This window comes from Pseudoalteromonas sp. KJ63-1, assembly GCF_055808145.1.
The window spans coordinates 2,968,314-2,985,143 of sequence record NZ_CM147855.1 but is presented as its reverse complement, the minus strand read 5'-3'; the positions used below and the strand labels follow the sequence as shown (position 1 = coordinate 2,985,143).

Sequence of the window (16,830 nt, the reverse complement as noted above, 5' to 3'; positions counted from 1 at the left end):
AATGCTTGTTTGACCGCTATGAATCTGGCGAACAGGCAATTTTAGTCCATATCGACCTACCTAAAGATGGGGATCGCGAAGATCTTCATGAATTAGAAATGTTGGTATCTTCTGCTGGTGTTAGTAGTTTGGCGGTTGTGCAAGGCAGCCGTCAAGCACCACATCCCAAGCTATTTGTCGGTACCGGCAAAGCGGAAGAAATAGCTGAAATTGTCAAAATCCACAACGCCGATGTTGTCATTTTTAACCATCAGTTGAGCCCGTCTCAAGAACGCAATTTAGAGCGTGTTTGCCAATGTCGGGTACTTGATAGAACAACACTTATTCTTGATATTTTTGCTCAGCGTGCCCGTACTCATGAAGGTAAACTTCAGGTTGAGTTGGCGCAGCTTCGTCACATGTCTACACGTTTAATTCGTGGTTGGACCCACCTTGAGCGTCAAAAAGGGGGTATAGGCTTACGTGGTCCGGGTGAAACGCAGCTAGAAACAGATCGACGTTTATTGCGCGCACGTATTAAAAATATTCGTGCACGACTAGCGAAAGTGGCTGTACAGCGTGAGCAAGGTCGACGTGCTCGTACGCGCAATGAAATTCCAACAGTGTCGCTGGTGGGTTACACTAATGCCGGAAAATCAACACTGTTTAATTATATTACTGATTCAGATGTATATGCAGCCGATCAGCTATTCGCCACACTAGATCCAACACTGCGTAAACTCGATATTGGTGATGTTGGTTCTGTTATTTTAGCCGATACCGTAGGATTTATTCGACACTTACCGCATGATTTGGTGGCTGCATTTAAAGCAACCCTTACCGAGACGCGTGAAGCCGATTTACAACTGCATGTGATAGATGTAGCTGATCCTCGCCGAAAAGAAAATATTGAACAGGTACAAGAAGTCCTCAAAGAAATTGAAGCCGACGAGGTACCGCAGTTATTAGTTTATAACAAAATTGATGCGCTGGATGAGGTAACGCCACGTATTGATCGTGATGACGAGGGCCAACCTAAAAGGGTATGGCTATCAGCAAAAACTGGCGAAGGCTGTGAGTTACTTAGTGAAGCTATTAGCGATTTACTCGCTAAGCAAATGCTAAATGAAACGTTATTACTCGCGCCACAATATGGGCGTTTAAGAGCATCACTATTTAATTTAAGTGCAGTACACAATGAGCGGTTTGATGAACAAGGTAATTGGTTGCTTGATGTAAGATTGCCTATGATTGAGTGGAACCGTTTAATTAAAGATTTTGGCCCTGAAATTGAAAGTTTTATTAGTTGAGATTAAAAACTGCAAGATTAATGTCGGTTTTAGTATAAGAAACGCAGAAGATTTGTTAGATTTAACACAATTTCCGAATTTATTTAGATAACAATGGAGTATAGCTATGGCCTGGAATGAACCGGGTAATAATGGCAATGACAAAGATCCGTGGAATAACAAAGGCGGACGTGATCAAGGCCCACCTGATTTAGACGAGGTGTTCCGTAAATTCAGTAACAAGTTTAACGGCTTATTTGGCGGTAAAAAATCCGGCAATGGTAGCGGCGGTGGACTTGGCGGAGCCGGTATTTCATTTGTACTTATTATCGCTGCAATTGTATGGGCGTTAAGCGGTATTTATACGGTGAAAGAAGCTGAGCGCGGCGTCGTTCTTCAATTTGGTAAGTTTGACCGAATTGCAGATCCTGGCTTGCGTTGGAAAATGACCTTTGTTGAAACGGTTATTCCAGTCGATATCGAAGCTGTTCGCTCGTTATCAGCATCAGGCTTTATGCTAACCGAAGATGAAAACGTAGTAAGCGTTGAATTTGAAGTACAGTATCGAGTAATCGACCCTTACTTGTACAAATTTAGTGTTACTAACGCTGACAGCAGCCTTGAAGAAGCATTAGATAGTGCGCTGCGTTACGTTGTTGGTCATTCAAAAATGGACCAAGTACTGACGAACGGCCGTGAAGTTGTGCGTCAAAATACCTGGGATGAGCTAAATCAAATCATCGAACCTTATAATTTAGGTTTAATCGTAACCGACGTTAACTTCAAGGATTCTCGTCCACCAATGGAAGTTAAAGACGCGTTTGATGATGCAATTGCGGCCCAAGAGGATGAGCAACGCTTTATTCGTGAAGCAGAAGCGTATGCCCGTGAAATCGAACCGCGTGCGCGTGGTCAAGTGACTCGTATGACGCAAGAAGCTGAAGGTTACCAAGAACGTATTACTCTAGAAGCGCAAGGTGAAGTAGCTCGTTTTGAGAAATTACTTCCAGAATACCAAGCAGCTAAAGAAGTAACACGTGAGCGTTTATACATAGATACGATGCAAGAAGTGCTAGGTAATAGCTCTAAAGTATTGGTTGATGTTAAAGGCGGCAATAACATGATGTACTTACCACTTGATAAAATCATGGAAAAACAGGGTTCATCAAGACGTGTTGCTTTACCTAGCTCAAGCGATATCAACGATTTACGTAACAAGGTAAATACGTCACGCAACAGCACTGTTAATAGTGGTAACGATCGCTTTAACAATGATCGCTTTAACGACGGGAGATAAGAGCAATGAAAAACTTTAGTTTAGTAATCCTATTAGCCGCCATTGTGATGTCTTTCTCGTCGGTGTTCGTGGTCTCTGAAGGTCAAAAAGCGATTGTACTTTTATTTAGTAAAGTGCAAAAAGACAGCGACGATGAGGCAGTAGTTTATGGCCCAGGTCTACACTTAAAAGTCCCATTTTTTAGCCAAGTACGTCGTATTGATGCACGTATTCAAACACTAGATGGCACACCGGATCGCTTTGTAACTAGCGAGAAAAAAGACTTAATTGTTGATTCGTTTGTAAAATGGCGCGTAAACGATTTTAGCTCTTTTTACCTGCGTGCACGTGGTGACAAGCAATACGCTGAAACACTGCTTAAGCAAAAAGTAAATAATGGCCTACGTACTAATTTTGGTACGCGTACTATTCGTGAAATTGTATCTGGTGAGCGTAGCGAGCTGATGGAAGAAGCGTTAGTACAGGCATCTGAAAGTGCTAGTGAGCTTGGTATTGAAGTACTTGATGTGCGTGTTAAGCAAATTAACTTACCACAAGAGGTGAGTAGCTCTATTTACCAACGTATGCGCGCTGAGCGTACTGCAGTTGCTAAAGAGCACCGCTCTGAAGGTCAGGAAAAAGCAGAAACAATTCGTGCAGGCGTTGACCGTCGCGTAACAGTAATGCTTGCCGACGCAGAACGTAATGCTCGTTCTGTTCGTGGTCAAGGTGATGCTGACGCTGCTGCGATTTATGCTAGTGCATATAATAAAGATCCTGAGTTCTTTAGCTTTGTTCGCTCTTTAGAAGCTTACAAGCAAACTTTCAAAGGCAAGCAAGACGTGATGGTGTTATCACCGGATAGCGACTTCTTCCAATACATGAAAGGCGCGAAAGCTCAGTAATTATAGCTTTAGTGTCCCGTCCTGAAATAGGTTGACGGTTTTAATGAAAGACTTGGTGCGAAAGCGCCAGGTCTTTTTTATGCACTTGATTTGGTGTTTTCATATTCAAACTTAAGTGCGGTCGCATTTCATTGTATATAAATATCGATTCTTCAACGAGCTCTTTTAACTCTGCCATATTACGACATTTATACAGTAGAAACTCTTGTTTTAATATCCCGTTAATACGCTCAGCTAATGCGTTTTGATAACAGTCATATCCATCGGTCATAGATGGCCTAATTCCCTCCTTTAATAGCATACCTTGATATACTTCAGAGCAATATTGTAAACCTCTATCTGAATGATGAATAGCATCACGTTTATACACCCGCTGCTTAATCGTCATCTCTAACGCTTTGACTACATCAGTTGCCTTCATTTCATCACTGAGCTCATAACCCATTATTTTTCGACTATAAGCATCAGTGACTAACGACAGGTAATGCACGCCTTGCGATGACTTTACGTATGTAATGTCACTAACGAAGACTTCCTCGGCCGCAGTAGGTTTGTATTCTTTTAGTAAATTGGGATGCTTGTGCATCCAATGATTACTATTTGTTGTTTTAGTGTAATTTTTCTTTGGTTTTACAAGCAAGTCATGCTCTCTCAAATAGTCAAAAAAACAATCTCGGCCTAGTTTAATGTCACGCTCTTGCAGCTCTGGCTTTATCATCAGATAAAGTTTCTTCCCACCAATACGAGGCATGAATTGCCGCCAATACATCACTAACTCTTTGACTGGCTTCAACGCTTTATTCCGAGAATCTATTCTGCGCATAGCTTGATAGTAACCTTGTCGCGTTATGCCATATGCACGGCATAAAGGAGTAAGCTTTACTTGCTGGTTTTCTTTTGCGCGCGTGATAGCTCGGATATGTACTTTTTTCGCAAACCCGCTCCATATTCTTCATCCATAATATTAATCATTTCATCTTTGATTAAATCCTTTAGGCGTAACTCCTCTACCTCGCGCTCTAAACGTTTAATTTTTTGTGCTGGGGTTTCTTTTGATTTAGGCATGTTGGCTATATAAGTTGGTTTAGACCAATCTAATTTACCATGTTTTCGCAGCCATACCAGAACGGTGCTACGACCTTGAATACCGTAATGACTTTGCGCCTGTTTATATGTGAAGTCGCCTTTTTCTACTTGCTCAACAATGGATAATTTAAAGCCTAATGTATAATCTCGTTGAGTACGCTTAACGTCTTTAGTTTTAGTGGTTTTCATAAAATAAGTCCTAAATGTGTAAACACATTTCAGGACAAGACATAGTTAAACTTGAAAAAGCCCTGCCATTGCAGGGCTTTTTGTTATCTGAGTTTTAAGGTTATAAATGACTGTTATTTATGTGATTATTAACGAAACACTGGTGTTTACTAGCCGCACGAGGAAAAAATAAGCTAAACGGGGTGAACATTGCTTTAGTTTTCTGGTAAAATCTCGTCCTAATTTTCTCTAAGTGAATTTGCAATGGGTAAAAACGTTGTTGTACTAGGCACCCAATGGGGTGACGAAGGTAAGGGTAAGGTAGTTGACCTCCTTACAGATAAAGCATCTTTAGTAGTTCGTTATCAAGGTGGTCATAACGCTGGCCATACTTTAGTGATCGACGGTGAAAAGACAGTTCTACACCTTATTCCATCGGGTGTATTACGTGACAATGTTAAATGTGTGATTGGTAATGGTGTTGTTTTATCACCAGAAGCGCTAATGAAAGAAATTGGCATGCTTGAAGAGCGTGGCGTACCTGTACGTGAACGTCTTTTAATCAGTGAAGCATGTCCGCTAATATTGCCTTTCCATGTTGCATTAGATGTAGCTCGCGAAACTGCGCGTGGCGATAAACCGATCGGTACAACGGGTCGTGGTATCGGTCCGGCGTACGAAGATAAAGTAGCACGTCGTGGTTTACGTGTTGGTGATTTATTCAATCCTGAATTATTTGCTACTAAGTTAAAAGAAGTATTGGAATACCACAATTTCACATTAGTGAACTACTACAAAGTAGATGCTGTGGACTTTCAAAAAACGTTTGATGATGCAATGGCTGTTGCTGATATTTTAAAAGCAATGGTAGTTGATGTAACTGAGCTTTTAGATCAAACGCGTAACGCTGGTGACAACATCTTATTTGAAGGTGCACAAGGTACACTACTTGATATTGATCACGGTACTTACCCTTATGTAACATCTTCAAACACCACCGCTGGTGGCGTTGCTACAGGTGCGGGTTTTGGCCCATTACACCTTGATTATGTACTAGGTATCATTAAAGCGTACACAACACGTGTAGGTTCAGGTCCTTTCCCTACAGAGCTTTACGATGGCCTTGATAAGCAAGACCCAGTAGGTAAGCATTTAGGTGACAAAGGTCATGAGTTTGGTGCTACTACAGGTCGTTTACGTCGTACAGGTTGGTTAGATGCAGTGGCTATGCGCCGTGCAGTTCAAATCAACAGTATTTCAGGATTTTGTTTAACTAAACTTGACGTTCTAGATGGTTTAGAAACACTTAAAATCTGTACTGGTTATAAGCTTGAAGATGGTACCGTGACTAACGTGACACCATTAGCTGCTGAAGGTTACGATAAAGTAACGCCAGTATACGAAGAAATGCCTGGTTGGTCAGAAAATACAGTGGGTGTAACATCGCTTGACGGTTTACCTAAAGCGGCAATTGATTACATCAAGCGTATTGAAGAAATCACTGGCGTACCTGTTGATATTATCTCTACAGGTCCAGACCGTGTTGAAACAATGATACTTCGTAGCCCATTCGCATAATTGGGTTTATGTTGAAAAAAGCTGCCATGTGCAGCTTTTTTTATGTCTGCGGAAAAGTGACGCTATTAATAGTGGAACGATCTTTGTATATTATTTGGTAAGTTTATTTTTAAAGTGGTTAATATGCGTTTATCTTCTCGTTGCTCAGTGTGGTCATTATCACTACTTACACTTTCTTTATTTAATATAAGCAATAGCTTAGCTGAAGAAAGTCCAGCAGCTGTGCCGCTGTATACTGAATCTGAGTTAATAGCTTTAATTAATGAGAACACTCATCTAGCCCGCGTAAAGGCAGATAATTGCCAGTTAGTGCAAGATATAGAAGCGCGAGCCAATAAAATGGCATTACCATCATATCAATTCCTATACGGTGATATGCTCGCTTATAAAGTATGTGTCGAGCGTGATGTTGCTCTAGGTGTGTATTACATGAAAAAAGCGGCTGAGCAGGGCTTAGCGGCTGCATTAGAGCAACTAGGTCGTTACTACGACGTTGGGCAGTTGGTTCAAAAAGACAAGGCCATGGCAATAACCTACTTACGTGAGGCGTCAGCGCAAGGCAATTTAAAAGCGCAGTTGCGATTAGTTGGTTTGTTTAATCAAGGTTATGGTAGTCCTAGAGATTTTGAAGATGCTTATCGTTGGTTGTTTAACACCACGGTAGCCGATAAAGCGACACATAAAAAAATAGAGCGAGCATTAACTAAACTTGCTGAAAAAATGCCAGCCAGTGTCGTTACCCGCGCGCGCTTACCTATGTAACCTATACTCTGGCCAGAGAAAATAAGCCTTATTATGACTATGATTTAATATGTTAGTAAATCTCTTAACCAGAGTTCAGGTATGTAAATAAAAAGCGAGAATGCCTTTGTGGCAATCTCGCTTTTTTAGTTATCACTCGTCTTTTTTATTGTCTTTAGCTTTGTTATTGGCCGGATCTTTTAATAGCGATATTTTGGGCGGTTGCAATGCAACTACTCGTTCACCCTCTTGTGGTAGCTTTTCCATATCACTGGTAAAAGGCCTCATTTTCACTGGAGCGTCTTCATCACTGTCTTTATCTCCTTTGAGAATAAACATTGGGATCGCTTCTGGATTCATTTCTAAATACTGTTGCCAGCTAAATTCTTCAGATATTCGTGTTGCACTCACTTTACCGCCTTTGGCAATCACGCTACTTAAACGAGCGTATGCGCCGTTTTCACCAAACAGAATTTGTCGTGATAAGAACGTCGCGCTGTCTTTATTTGCTTTAGCATGTGATGACGATGAGCGAAGTGAAAATACATTTTTTTCATTCAATAAATGAGAAAAATACTGCACCCCTAATGCGTTATGATGACGATTAGGTGAAAGCGCTAAAACACTGCGAATAGTGGTTAAAGGTAAATAACGTTCAGCATGCTCAGATTGTGGATTACCGTAATAACAAGGCAAACCATCCATACGTGCCATTTTACAGTTTTCCCAAGCAGGATCTGATAAGTGAACGGGAATGTTTTGTTCCTTTAAACCACGAGCAATAGCACGAGATACATGGTTTGCACCAATAATTAAAATAGTATTAGGGGAGGGCTGGCGCACCCCTAGCAACTTAGCAACAGGGATAGCCGTTAAGCTTTGCAGTACCACAGTGACGATAATAACCGTGAATATCAATGGCACCATTTTCTCAGCATCGGCTACACCGGCTTCTATCATACTTAACGCAAATACAGAGCCTACGGCTGCAGCAACTATACCGCGAGGTGCAATCCAAGCCAGCACCAAGCGAGACTTCATTGGTAAATCGGTGCCAAAGGTTGAAATAGCAATACACAACGGGCGCGCAATAAATAGCACAATAGCTAAAAATATAAATACATCGCTGTCGAGCATCATTAAATCAGAAAGCTGTAATCTGGCAGCTAGTAAAATAAACAAGGTTGAGATCAAAATCATCGAAAGATCTTCTTTAAATTCAAGTACCGAGTCTATTTCTAGGTCATCTTGATTAGCTAACCAAATACCAAACACAGTTACAGCTAATAAGCCTGACTCATGGCTTATATGATTTGAGATAGAAAAACTAATTAACACTAACGCTAAAATGCCAAATTTATGCAGCTCAAATGGCAACCATTCGCGGCGCATTAGTTGCGTTGTGATCCAGCCCGAAACCACACCAATGCTTAAACCAACACCAACGGTTTTAACTAGTGCAATTATAGTGTGGCTAAATACTTCACCTTGACCAACTAACATAACTGCTTCAAACACTAATACCGCGAATAAAGCGCCGATAGGGTCTATAACTATACCTTCCCAGCGTAAAATACGGTCAATATCTTGAGTGGGTCGCATTGAGTTAAGCAGTGGCGCAATAACCGTTGGTCCGGTTACAACAAGCACCGCGCCAAGTACTGCTGCGACTCGCCAATTTAGCTCTAATAACCAATAGGCGCTTAAGCTGATAACGATACAGGTCATAAGCATACCAATAGAGCAGAGGTTTCTTACTACTTTACTGATCCCTTTAAGCTCCCGAAAATGCAGCGTTAAAGACCCTTCAAATAAAATCACAGCAACGCTTAAAGACACCACCGGAAAAAGTAAATCGCCTAATAAGGCATCTGGGTCTAATACGCCACTAAATGGTCCTAATAAAAGCCCAGTAAGCAACAAAAACAGAATAGCGGGTACTCTGAACGCCCAGGCGACCCATTGGGCTAGCACCGAACACAGTGCAATACCTGCTATATAAATTGCTGACATAGAGTAAAAACTCCTTAATATTAATAATGTTTAAAAGTATAACTGTTACCTACCAGTAATACAGTGGGTATACACGTGTAAATTCAATTTAGCTAATAAATAATACTTATTTATTTAGTGTTAACGTCATTTTCTAAAATGTTATCAAATTTATAGTCTATATAATTCATATTTATAGTAGTCTAACTGCATGATACTTAATGTAAAAAGCACTCGCTTTAGTAGTGTTGACCTATGCAGCTTGAATTTTAGCCTTGATCTAAGCAGCTACTTTAACGTATTATACTTCGTGTTCGAATAATTAGTTATCTAATAAAGTTTGTAGTTTAAATACGTAAATATGTTAGATACAAACATCTTAACTATCTTACTGATTGTTTTTGCCTTGTTTTTTTATATTTGAACACACAATATCATTTACCGTACTCTTTGGTATGGTTTTGCTCGAAGTGTTTATTTGCTCAATACAGATAAATATAAGTTTGAGTTGAACTATTACCTCTCAATATTTAATCCCCATCGTGGCGATTAAATCTCGGTCCTTAAGTCATCACCCTATCTGTTGGTGTACCAGACTTAAGAGGCTCTATGTATGTTGTTAATAAAAAAGCCGCACACAGCTTTTTACAGCGATACATAAACAACACTTTATATTTTTTTAGTTAGTACGATCCGATTTATTTATTGGGTTAATACTATTTATTTTTGCATCTCAATTTAAAACGCTAGTTTTAGAGACGGTGTACGTGTGTGTAAAAAAGTGTGGGCAATGATAAATAAATTCGACGCTATGTTTATAAACATGGCGACCTAATTTCATTCATCTATGTGATGAAAACAAATTAAATGGAAAGTTGAGCACTTATGCAAAAGTTAAATTGGCGACGTATCGTACTTAAAGTGGGCAGTGCCTTAATTGCACCTGATCAAGATGGCTGTCGTTCACGTTATTTATTAACCATCGCACAGTTTATTGTTCGCTGTCGCGCACGTGGAATTGAGGTTATTCTAGTTTCATCTGGTTCAGTAGCGGCTGGCTCACATTTATTTCCATCAGACCAACCTCGTTCAGTGGTAATGAAAAAAGCGATGGCTGCAGCAGGGCAAACAGAAATGATGGCCATGTGGGATCGTTTCTTTGATTTTCCATCAGCGCAGCTATTATTAACCCATGGTGACTTACGTGACCGTGAGCGTTACCAGAGTATCCGTGAAACCGTATTTACATTGCTAGAACATGGCGTGCTACCTATCATTAATGAAAATGATGCAGTAACAACAGATGATTTAAAAGTGGGTGATAACGATAATTTATCAGCCATGGTTGCAGCAGCCGCTGATGCCGACGCGTTAATGATTTTCTCTGATGTAGATGGCTTGTATGATAAAAACCCAAATTTGCATGACGATGCCGTGTTATTGCCTGAAATAAAATCAATTGATGATTCTATTTATGCTATGGCAGGATGTGCAACCAGTGCGGTAGGTACAGGTGGTATGAAAACCAAGATTGAAGCGGCAGAGAAAGCCACTTCACATGGTATTGCAACTTACATTATTAATGGCTTTAAAGAAGAAACCTTTACTCGCTTGTTAGCCGGTGAAAACCCAGGAAGCGTATTCTTGCCTTATGAGAAGCCAATGCAAGATTCTATTCACTGGATGACACATACCGCCAATGAGCAAGGGGAAGTCGTTGTTGAAGGGTCATTTGATGACTCACTAGAAGGTGAAGACGGCTGTTTACGTGGCGATGAGATCAGAGAAGTACATGGCGAGTTTGCTGTGGGCGATACTATCTTAGTTCGCAGTGAAGATGGTACGCGTTTAGCTAAAGCCACAGCAAATTACAGTAGCTGCTTGTTAAACTTTATTGCAGATAACGAGCAGAGTGAATTCAGCGAAAAAATGCAGGATTCAATTGGACCAATTATTTCAGAAAAAGATATCGCATTATTGGAGAAGTCATGAGTTTAATTACGGATATATCACGCCAAGCAGCAAAGGCTGCACATACACTTGCTTTACTCGATACCGAGACTAAAAACAAAGTGTTAACCGATATGGCAGCGGCATTAAGAGATCAAAAAGAATTTATAATTAAAGAAAACGAAAGTGACCTAAGCGCTGCACGCGACAATAACTTAGCGGCATCAATGATAGACCGTCTAACATTGAATGATGAGCGTATTGAAGCCATGGCTGAGGGTATCGAAGTGATTGTTTCACTTGATGATCCAGTTGGTCAGTTACGTGACATTACTGAGCGCCCTAATGGGATTAAAATTCGTAAAATGCGTGTACCACTAGGTGTGGTATGTATGATTTATGAAGCGCGTCCTAATGTAACGGCTGACGCGGGGGCATTATGCTTTAAATCGGGCAATGGTGTTATTTTACGCGGTGGTAAAGAAGCGCTTAAAAGCTCACAAGCCATTGCCAGTGTAATGCATAGCGTGCTTACTAAACATGGCTTACCAACTGCGTTAATTTCAGTGATCCCAGATCCTGACCGCGCCTTGCTCATGGAATTGATGCAACAACGCGATAGCATTGACTTAATCATCCCTCGTGGCGGTGAAGGCCTGATTAACTATGTTACTGAAAACAGCACAATCCCTGTTATCCAGCACTTTAAAGGCGTTTGTCATTTATATGTAGATAAAGATGCTGATTTAGAAGTAGCGCTTAATCTACTGCTAAATGGTAAGACTCAACGTACTGGCGTATGTAATGCACTAGAGGGTTTAGTGGTACACCAAGATGTAGCTGATGAGTTTTTAAATCTGTGTGCAGTTGTTCTTCGTCAAGAAGGTGTAAAAATTAATGCTGACGCTAAAGCGGCTGAATATTTTGATAATGCCACTGTACTTGATGATAACGAATTTGGTGAAGAGTACTTAGACTTAGAGTTAGCAATTCGCATTGTGCCAAGTTTTGATGCAGCGGTTGAGCACATTGCTCAATTCGGTTCAAATCATACTGAAGTTATCTGTACTAAGAACGATGCGGCAGCAGAGTTATTCCAACGTAGTGTTGATGCGTCGGTTGTTATGGTTAATGCGTCATCACGCTTTTCTGATGGCTCACAACTAGGCTTAGGTGCAGAGATTGGTATTGCAACGACTAAGCTACATGCTTATGGTCCTATGGGACTTGAGTCATTAACCACTGAAAAATATTTAGTTAATGGTGTTGGTCAAGTTCGTGAATAACTAACCGAACCCAATAAATGATAAAAATGCCGGGCTTTGCTCGGCATTTTTGATCTCGATTTAGCAAAATTAAACAACTAAGCAAAAATAGAGATTAAAAAATACAAAGCATTATTAACAGAAAAATTTATTTAGAATATAAAAATAGGGTATTAATAAAAGGAGAGAGTAGGAAAGTGGTGGAGCTAAGCAGGATCGAACTGCTGACCTCCTGCGTGCAAGGCAGGCGCTCTCCCAGCTGAGCTATAGCCCCACATTCCTAATTTATATATGCTGTAAATGCTTAAGTGCTGAGTCTTAAGCGGGGTGAACTTTAAATATTTTTACGTTTTTGGTCAAGTATTTTTTCACAAATTTTTCCGTTTTAACTAATTTTTGTTAAACTCGGCATCAATATTTACTAAAACGATAATACATGATGAAAAAATACGCTTTAGTTTTCATGACTTTCCTTTTTGGCTGTGCCAGCTCGGTAGGTGAGCCTCCATTCGAAATTAATAATAAAAAATTTTATGACACCCTTGATGAGCAAGGTAATAAGCTTTTTGCCTATGTGGTCTCTGTAAAGGCTAAGAGTCGCGAGCAAATTAATATTAATAAAAAGCTAACCCGAAGCGATGTAAAGCGTTTTGCCGAACAAGAGCATTTTGAAGAGTCGAGCGTGCTTAAGTTACAATTAGAAGATCAAGCGGTAGAGTTTCTTAATAAAGAGCTTGCACAACGTAACTATTGTGCAGATAAGCATGAAATAAACGAAGTGCTATGGCGAGATTTAAGTGTGCAATTAAGAGGGCGTTGTTTGTAGTATGTTAGCGGATAAACAAAAATTAGCGGCGGTGTTAGCCCAACTTGATATTAACTATGACGTGATTGAGCATCCAGCGTTGCATGGCAGCTTAGATGCCGACGAGCTGATGGTGAATCGCCCTGGAACACGCTTAAAAAATCTATTTTTGCGAGATAACGAAGGTAAGCGCCATTTTTTAGTGATCACCTCGCACGATAAACAACTCGATTTAAAATCACTTTCTAAACAGCAAGGCTTATCGCGTTTAGGGTTTGCCTCTAATGAGCGCTTGGCTAAGTACTTAAAAGTTGCACCAGGTTGTGTGTCAATGCTCAGCCTAATGAACGATAAGCAACGAGATGTAACACTCTGGCTTGATCAGGATATTTGGTTTGGCGATTTATTTCACTGCCACCCATTTGAAAACACTCAAACATGGTTATTAACTAAGCCTGATTTACTACGCTTTTTTGATTTTACAGAGCATCAGCCGCGGGTAATGTTTTTGCCATCGCGCTGAGCCCACAAAATAAGCCCCAGACCACATAAGCAAACTGCAAGAAGTGTTGCCATAAACGCGGTTTGCCCATGCGTTTGATAAACCACCCCAGGTAATAATGACCCTAGTGCGCCACCGCTGTAATAAAATGACACGTAACAACCATTAGTAACACTAGGTGGGGCGTGACTAATTTTATTAACCAATGGTGCCGCTGTGGAATGAATTACAAACATAGCGCCACAAAAGAGTGTGAATGCAACTAAAAACAACATCAGTGAATGACTCATTAATAACACAATACTAAGGTTATAAAACAGGAATACCGCTGCCAACAAGCGCCAAGCTGAGGTCATTTTTTTTAATAACCACGGGGTAAAAATAGAGGCTAACGCGCCAATTAAATAACCACTATAAACTAAGCCAATGTCGCGGGTGTTATTAATTAAAAAGGTCTTTTTTAAAATAAAAGGTAAGTAGTTTAATAGCGCTGCAAAGCAAAAAAACATACAAAATATGGCACCATAAAGCTTAAGTGTCGAGCCTTCTTTAAGTTGTTTCATATAATCTAAAGGTGATAACACCTTACTAGAGCTACTCAAGACAAAGCGTTTATGGGGAACGCTAAGCGCGAGTATTATCAACATGGCAGCAATTAAGTAATAAAAACTTTGCCATGACCACAAGTCGCTAAAGAGCGCAGCCAATACCCGGCCAAAATAACCACCGACAATCGTACTACCAATATAAAGAGTCATATTTTTCTGTAGTGTATCGGTTTGATAGCTCATACCAATATAACTGGTCATAGCGGTTAATGCGGCAGGTAAAGTCAGCCCTTGTAAAAACCGAACAAGTAACAGTAGCTCAAAGCTAGGTGCATAAATAAATAATAAACAGCCCACACCGAGGAATAACATTGCAATGCGTAAAATTAATAGTGGGTTTCGCTTGGCTAAAAACAGCCCATACACCAAAGGAGCTATTGCCAAAGGTAGCATAGTGGCAGTCATTAAGCTGCCTGCAATGGCAGGCGCTACATTAAATTCGGTGGCAAATAAACTTAATAATGGCTGTGGTGCGTATAAGACAAAAAAAATAAAGACAGAACAAAGGAGTAAGTGAGGTAAGCGCATTGACTGCCGTTAACATTGCTTATTAGTTGAGCTGCATTATATACAAAACTGTTAGGGTTTTCATAAATTAACCTTTATTGCGCTAAATCATGCTTTGTTTTCAGTAGTTTGTTAGATTAATACCAATAGCGCTGTTATTTACGCTCGTTGGTGATTAAAATAGCATTAATATTCGTTTTTAGTGGGAACACGCCATGGGGTCACTACAAGAGCAATTGCTCCAAGCTGGTTTAACAACATCACATAAAGCCAAAGTTGCTAAATCAGAAAAGCGCAAGCAACAGAAAAAGCAAAAGAAGGGAGCGACAAGTAACCCAAATGATTTGCAAAAACATATTCAGCAAACCAAGCTTGAGCAGCAGCAAAAAGCCGAAGAGCTTAACAAAACGCGCCAAGAAGAATTAAAGCAACGCGAGCAGGTAGCTCGTGTTAAGCAAATTTTAGAGCATCACAACCAAGAGTCAATTCGTGGTGAGCGTACCTTTAACTTTACTTATGAAAATAAAGTAAAGGGCCTTGATGTGAATGAGCAAACGCAAAAGGCGCTCTCGGGCGGACGTTTAGCAATTTGTGTATTAGAAGGCCAGTTTTACGTATTAGAAGACGAGCCTGCACGCAAAGTGGCTGAGGTTGATGAAAAGTATATTGTGTTTCATGTAGAACCTGAGAATAAAGCCAAGGACGAAGACGATCCGTACGCTGATTTTGAAGTACCAGACGATCTTATTTGGTAAGCTGTTATTAAGTATCTGCTCAGCTGAAGCAAGCTAATATTTGTTTTATGAGGGATACACGTATTTGTTCTGATTGATCGTCAAACCTTATCAAGGACGTATGCTTTTTAAAGATTTATTGACTACAATTATCACAACCGTTTTTTTTAACCGTAAAAAGAAGAGTAAATACAATGAGCAAGATAAAAACACTTTTATTAGGCGCGGGTATTGGTTTAGCCGCAAGTTTTTCATTTTCAGCAGCCGCTGCTGATGGCGCTGCACTTTACACCGCTAAAAATTGTCAAACATGTCATGGTGCAGATGGTAAAGCACCTATTATGGCGATGTACCCTAAACTAAATGGTCAAAACAAAGAGTATTTAGTAGCGCAAATGAAAGACATCAAGTCAGGCGCACGTAGCAATGGTATGTCTATGGCGATGAAAGCAATGGTTGCGACTGTGACTGATGAAGAATTTGAAGCAATTGCCGATTACCTATCAAAAGTACAATAATCGCTAACGCAATCTAAAAAGAGCCACACCTTTGTGTGGCTTTTTTATTTGGTGATTGCCATCATGCGAATACTCATTTAGATTTCTAAACATCTACAATCACTAGCGCTATGCTGTGTTTTAAAAGGCTTGTTATGTTTGATTTACCCCAGCTCGATTTAAAAAATAAAGTATCAGAACAAGAGTGGCAATTACGTGTTGATTTAGCCGCATGTTATCGATTGGTAGACCATTTTCGTTGGGGGGATTTAATTTATACGCACCTTTCTGCTCGCTTACCGGATACGGATCATTATTTAGTAAACGCGTTTGGTTTAACGTTTGATGAGATCACTGCATCTAACTTAGTTAAAGTCGATTTAAATGGCCGCATTATTGACGATACTCCATTTGATATTAACCCGGCGGGGTTTACCATTCACAGTGCCATTCATGAAGTACGTGAGGATGCCCATTGCGTCATACACCTGCACACTAAAGAAACCATTGCAGTTGCAACACAAAAAGAAGGGTTGTTACCGTTAAGTCAGTATTCGATGTTTTCATTACCTTCTCTGTCTTACCATGGTTATGAAGGTCTAGCGGTGAATGATGATGAGCGTAAACGCCTGCAAACAGATTTAGGCACCACCAATCATATGCTATTGGTGAACCACGGCGGCTTAACGGTAGGGCCAACAGTCGGTGATGCGTTTATGCGCTTTTATGACCTTCAACGTGCCTGTGAAATACAGTTAGCTATTCAATCAAGTGCACAAGAAGCGATTGCAGTACCGCAAGCTATTATTGATAACATTTATAACCAAGCGAACGTTGTTCACAGCGGCAGTACTGGGGGGCAGCTAGCATGGCCTGCCATGTTACGAAAAGCGTATCGTCTTGACCCAAGTTTTGCAAAGTAACCAATAAAGGTTAATAAGGAATTTT

The 16,830-nt window shown here is 40.3% G+C and carries 15 protein-coding genes and 1 tRNA gene; 12 read left to right on the top strand and 4 right to left on the bottom strand.

The genetic code is table 11. The features are described 5' to 3' along the window. Positions 1–5 precede the first annotated feature (5 nt). The 3 genes from hflX (at position 6) to hflC (ending at position 3,449) form a co-directional block, all read left to right on the top strand. Positions 6–1,289 (top strand): ribosome rescue GTPase HflX, encoded by a 1,284-nt coding sequence (gene hflX, locus AC0L7Q_RS14215; RefSeq protein WP_413400878.1) that lies wholly within the window; start codon positions 6–8, stop codon positions 1,287–1,289. 106 nt (positions 1,290–1,395) lie between these two features. Then, entirely contained in the window at positions 1,396–2,565 is a 1,170-nt protein-coding gene (gene hflK, locus AC0L7Q_RS14210) for an FtsH protease activity modulator HflK (RefSeq protein ID WP_413400877.1), read from the top strand. A 5-nt stretch (positions 2,566–2,570) separates the two neighbouring features. Beyond that, positions 2,571–3,449 (top strand): protease modulator HflC, encoded by an 879-nt coding sequence (hflC, locus tag AC0L7Q_RS14205; RefSeq protein WP_010391687.1) that lies wholly within the window; start codon positions 2,571–2,573, stop codon positions 3,447–3,449. 40 nt (positions 3,450–3,489) lie between these two features. On the opposite strand, the gene AC0L7Q_RS14200 is transcribed toward hflC, so the two are convergent. Continuing rightward, a protein-coding gene (locus tag AC0L7Q_RS14200; protein WP_409423192.1) for an IS3 family transposase occupies positions 3,490–4,724 on the bottom strand; the annotation gives its coding sequence in 2 pieces (ribosomal slippage) (positions 3,490–4,373 and positions 4,373–4,724; 1,236 coding nt in all). Positions 4,725–4,967: 243 nt separating this feature from the next. Here AC0L7Q_RS14200 and AC0L7Q_RS14195 point away from each other — a divergent pair. Then, the gene (locus AC0L7Q_RS14195) at positions 4,968–6,281 is read left to right on the top strand and encodes an adenylosuccinate synthase (protein WP_413400876.1); all 1,314 of its coding nucleotides are present in this window, start codon (positions 4,968–4,970) and stop codon (positions 6,279–6,281) included. A 123-nt stretch (positions 6,282–6,404) separates the two neighbouring features. Next, entirely contained in the window at positions 6,405–7,043 is a 639-nt protein-coding gene (locus AC0L7Q_RS14190) for a tetratricopeptide repeat protein (protein WP_013466021.1), read from the top strand. Between the two features lie 132 nt (positions 7,044–7,175). On the opposite strand, the gene AC0L7Q_RS14185 is transcribed toward AC0L7Q_RS14190, so the two are convergent. Next, complete coding sequence (locus tag AC0L7Q_RS14185) at positions 7,176–9,035, bottom strand: cation:proton antiporter (protein WP_418157315.1); 1,860 nt, start codon at positions 9,033–9,035, stop codon at positions 7,176–7,178. A gap of 864 nt (positions 9,036–9,899) precedes the next feature. Between AC0L7Q_RS14185 and proB the strand changes: the two genes are divergently transcribed. After that, positions 9,900–11,006: a glutamate 5-kinase gene (proB, locus tag AC0L7Q_RS14180; protein ID WP_010391693.1), complete on the top strand. Its 1,107-nt coding sequence runs from the start codon at positions 9,900–9,902 to the stop codon at positions 11,004–11,006. Further along, positions 11,003–12,250, top strand: a complete 1,248-nt coding sequence (locus AC0L7Q_RS14175) for a glutamate-5-semialdehyde dehydrogenase (protein WP_413400874.1) — start codon at positions 11,003–11,005, stop codon at positions 12,248–12,250. Before proB ends, AC0L7Q_RS14175 begins: the two co-directional genes overlap by 4 nt. A 177-nt stretch (positions 12,251–12,427) precedes the next feature. Here the strand turns inward: AC0L7Q_RS14175 and AC0L7Q_RS14170 are convergent. Then, a tRNA-Ala gene (locus AC0L7Q_RS14170) sits at positions 12,428–12,503 on the bottom strand. A gap of 165 nt (positions 12,504–12,668) precedes the next feature. Between AC0L7Q_RS14170 and AC0L7Q_RS14165 the strand changes: the two genes are divergently transcribed. Then, positions 12,669–13,055: a hypothetical protein gene (locus tag AC0L7Q_RS14165; protein ID WP_409425597.1), complete on the top strand. Its 387-nt coding sequence runs from the start codon at positions 12,669–12,671 to the stop codon at positions 13,053–13,055. Between the two features lies 1 nt (position 13,056). Next, positions 13,057–13,557: a prolyl-tRNA synthetase associated domain-containing protein gene (locus AC0L7Q_RS14160; RefSeq protein WP_413400873.1), complete on the top strand. Its 501-nt coding sequence runs from the start codon at positions 13,057–13,059 to the stop codon at positions 13,555–13,557. On the opposite strand, the gene AC0L7Q_RS14155 is transcribed toward AC0L7Q_RS14160, so the two are convergent. After that, a complete protein-coding gene (locus tag AC0L7Q_RS14155) occupies positions 13,524–14,672 on the bottom strand; it encodes an MFS transporter (protein WP_413400872.1) in 1,149 nt (382 codons plus the stop codon). The genes AC0L7Q_RS14160 and AC0L7Q_RS14155 overlap by 34 nt on opposite strands. A gap of 194 nt (positions 14,673–14,866) precedes the next feature. On the opposite strand from AC0L7Q_RS14155, the gene AC0L7Q_RS14150 reads away from it, so the two are divergent. The 3 genes from AC0L7Q_RS14150 to AC0L7Q_RS14140 all read left to right on the top strand — a co-directional run bounded on the left by AC0L7Q_RS14150 (position 14,867) and on the right by AC0L7Q_RS14140 (position 16,805). Further along, on the top strand, positions 14,867–15,406 hold the full coding sequence (locus tag AC0L7Q_RS14150) for a DUF2058 domain-containing protein (protein WP_036980338.1): 540 nt from the start codon (positions 14,867–14,869) through the stop codon (positions 15,404–15,406). 173 nt (positions 15,407–15,579) lie between these two features. Next, the gene (locus AC0L7Q_RS14145; protein WP_008113473.1) at positions 15,580–15,903 is read left to right on the top strand and encodes a c-type cytochrome; all 324 of its coding nucleotides are present in this window, start codon (positions 15,580–15,582) and stop codon (positions 15,901–15,903) included. A 134-nt stretch (positions 15,904–16,037) separates the two neighbouring features. After that, positions 16,038–16,805 carry a class II aldolase/adducin family protein gene (locus AC0L7Q_RS14140; RefSeq protein WP_413400871.1) on the top strand — a complete coding sequence of 256 codons (768 nt, stop codon included), beginning with the start codon at positions 16,038–16,040 and terminating at the stop codon, positions 16,803–16,805. Positions 16,806–16,830 lie beyond the last annotated feature (25 nt).

What these genes read in the sequence shown, in the direction of transcription:
- hflK (WP_413400877.1), top strand. Translation starts at nt 1,396, where the DNA reads ATGGCCTGGAATGAACCGGGTAATAATGGCAATGACAAAGATCCGTGG.
- hflC (WP_010391687.1), top strand. Translation starts at nt 2,571, where the DNA reads ATGAAAAACTTTAGTTTAGTAATCCTATTAGCCGCCATTGTGATGTCT.
- AC0L7Q_RS14195 (WP_413400876.1), top strand. Translation starts at nt 4,968, where the DNA reads ATGGGTAAAAACGTTGTTGTACTAGGCACCCAATGGGGTGACGAAGGT.
- AC0L7Q_RS14190 (WP_013466021.1), top strand. Translation starts at nt 6,405, where the DNA reads ATGCGTTTATCTTCTCGTTGCTCAGTGTGGTCATTATCACTACTTACA.
- AC0L7Q_RS14185 (WP_418157315.1), bottom strand. Translation starts at nt 9,035, where the DNA reads ATGTCAGCAATTTATATAGCAGGTATTGCACTGTGTTCGGTGCTAGCC.
- proB (WP_010391693.1), top strand. Translation starts at nt 9,900, where the DNA reads ATGCAAAAGTTAAATTGGCGACGTATCGTACTTAAAGTGGGCAGTGCC.
- AC0L7Q_RS14175 (WP_413400874.1), top strand. Translation starts at nt 11,003, where the DNA reads ATGAGTTTAATTACGGATATATCACGCCAAGCAGCAAAGGCTGCACAT.
- AC0L7Q_RS14165 (WP_409425597.1), top strand. Translation starts at nt 12,669, where the DNA reads ATGAAAAAATACGCTTTAGTTTTCATGACTTTCCTTTTTGGCTGTGCC.
- AC0L7Q_RS14160 (WP_413400873.1), top strand. Translation starts at nt 13,057, where the DNA reads ATGTTAGCGGATAAACAAAAATTAGCGGCGGTGTTAGCCCAACTTGAT.
- AC0L7Q_RS14155 (WP_413400872.1), bottom strand. Translation starts at nt 14,672, where the DNA reads ATGCGCTTACCTCACTTACTCCTTTGTTCTGTCTTTATTTTTTTTGTC.
- AC0L7Q_RS14150 (WP_036980338.1), top strand. Translation starts at nt 14,867, where the DNA reads ATGGGGTCACTACAAGAGCAATTGCTCCAAGCTGGTTTAACAACATCA.
- AC0L7Q_RS14145 (WP_008113473.1), top strand. Translation starts at nt 15,580, where the DNA reads ATGAGCAAGATAAAAACACTTTTATTAGGCGCGGGTATTGGTTTAGCC.
- AC0L7Q_RS14140 (WP_413400871.1), top strand. Translation starts at nt 16,038, where the DNA reads ATGTTTGATTTACCCCAGCTCGATTTAAAAAATAAAGTATCAGAACAA.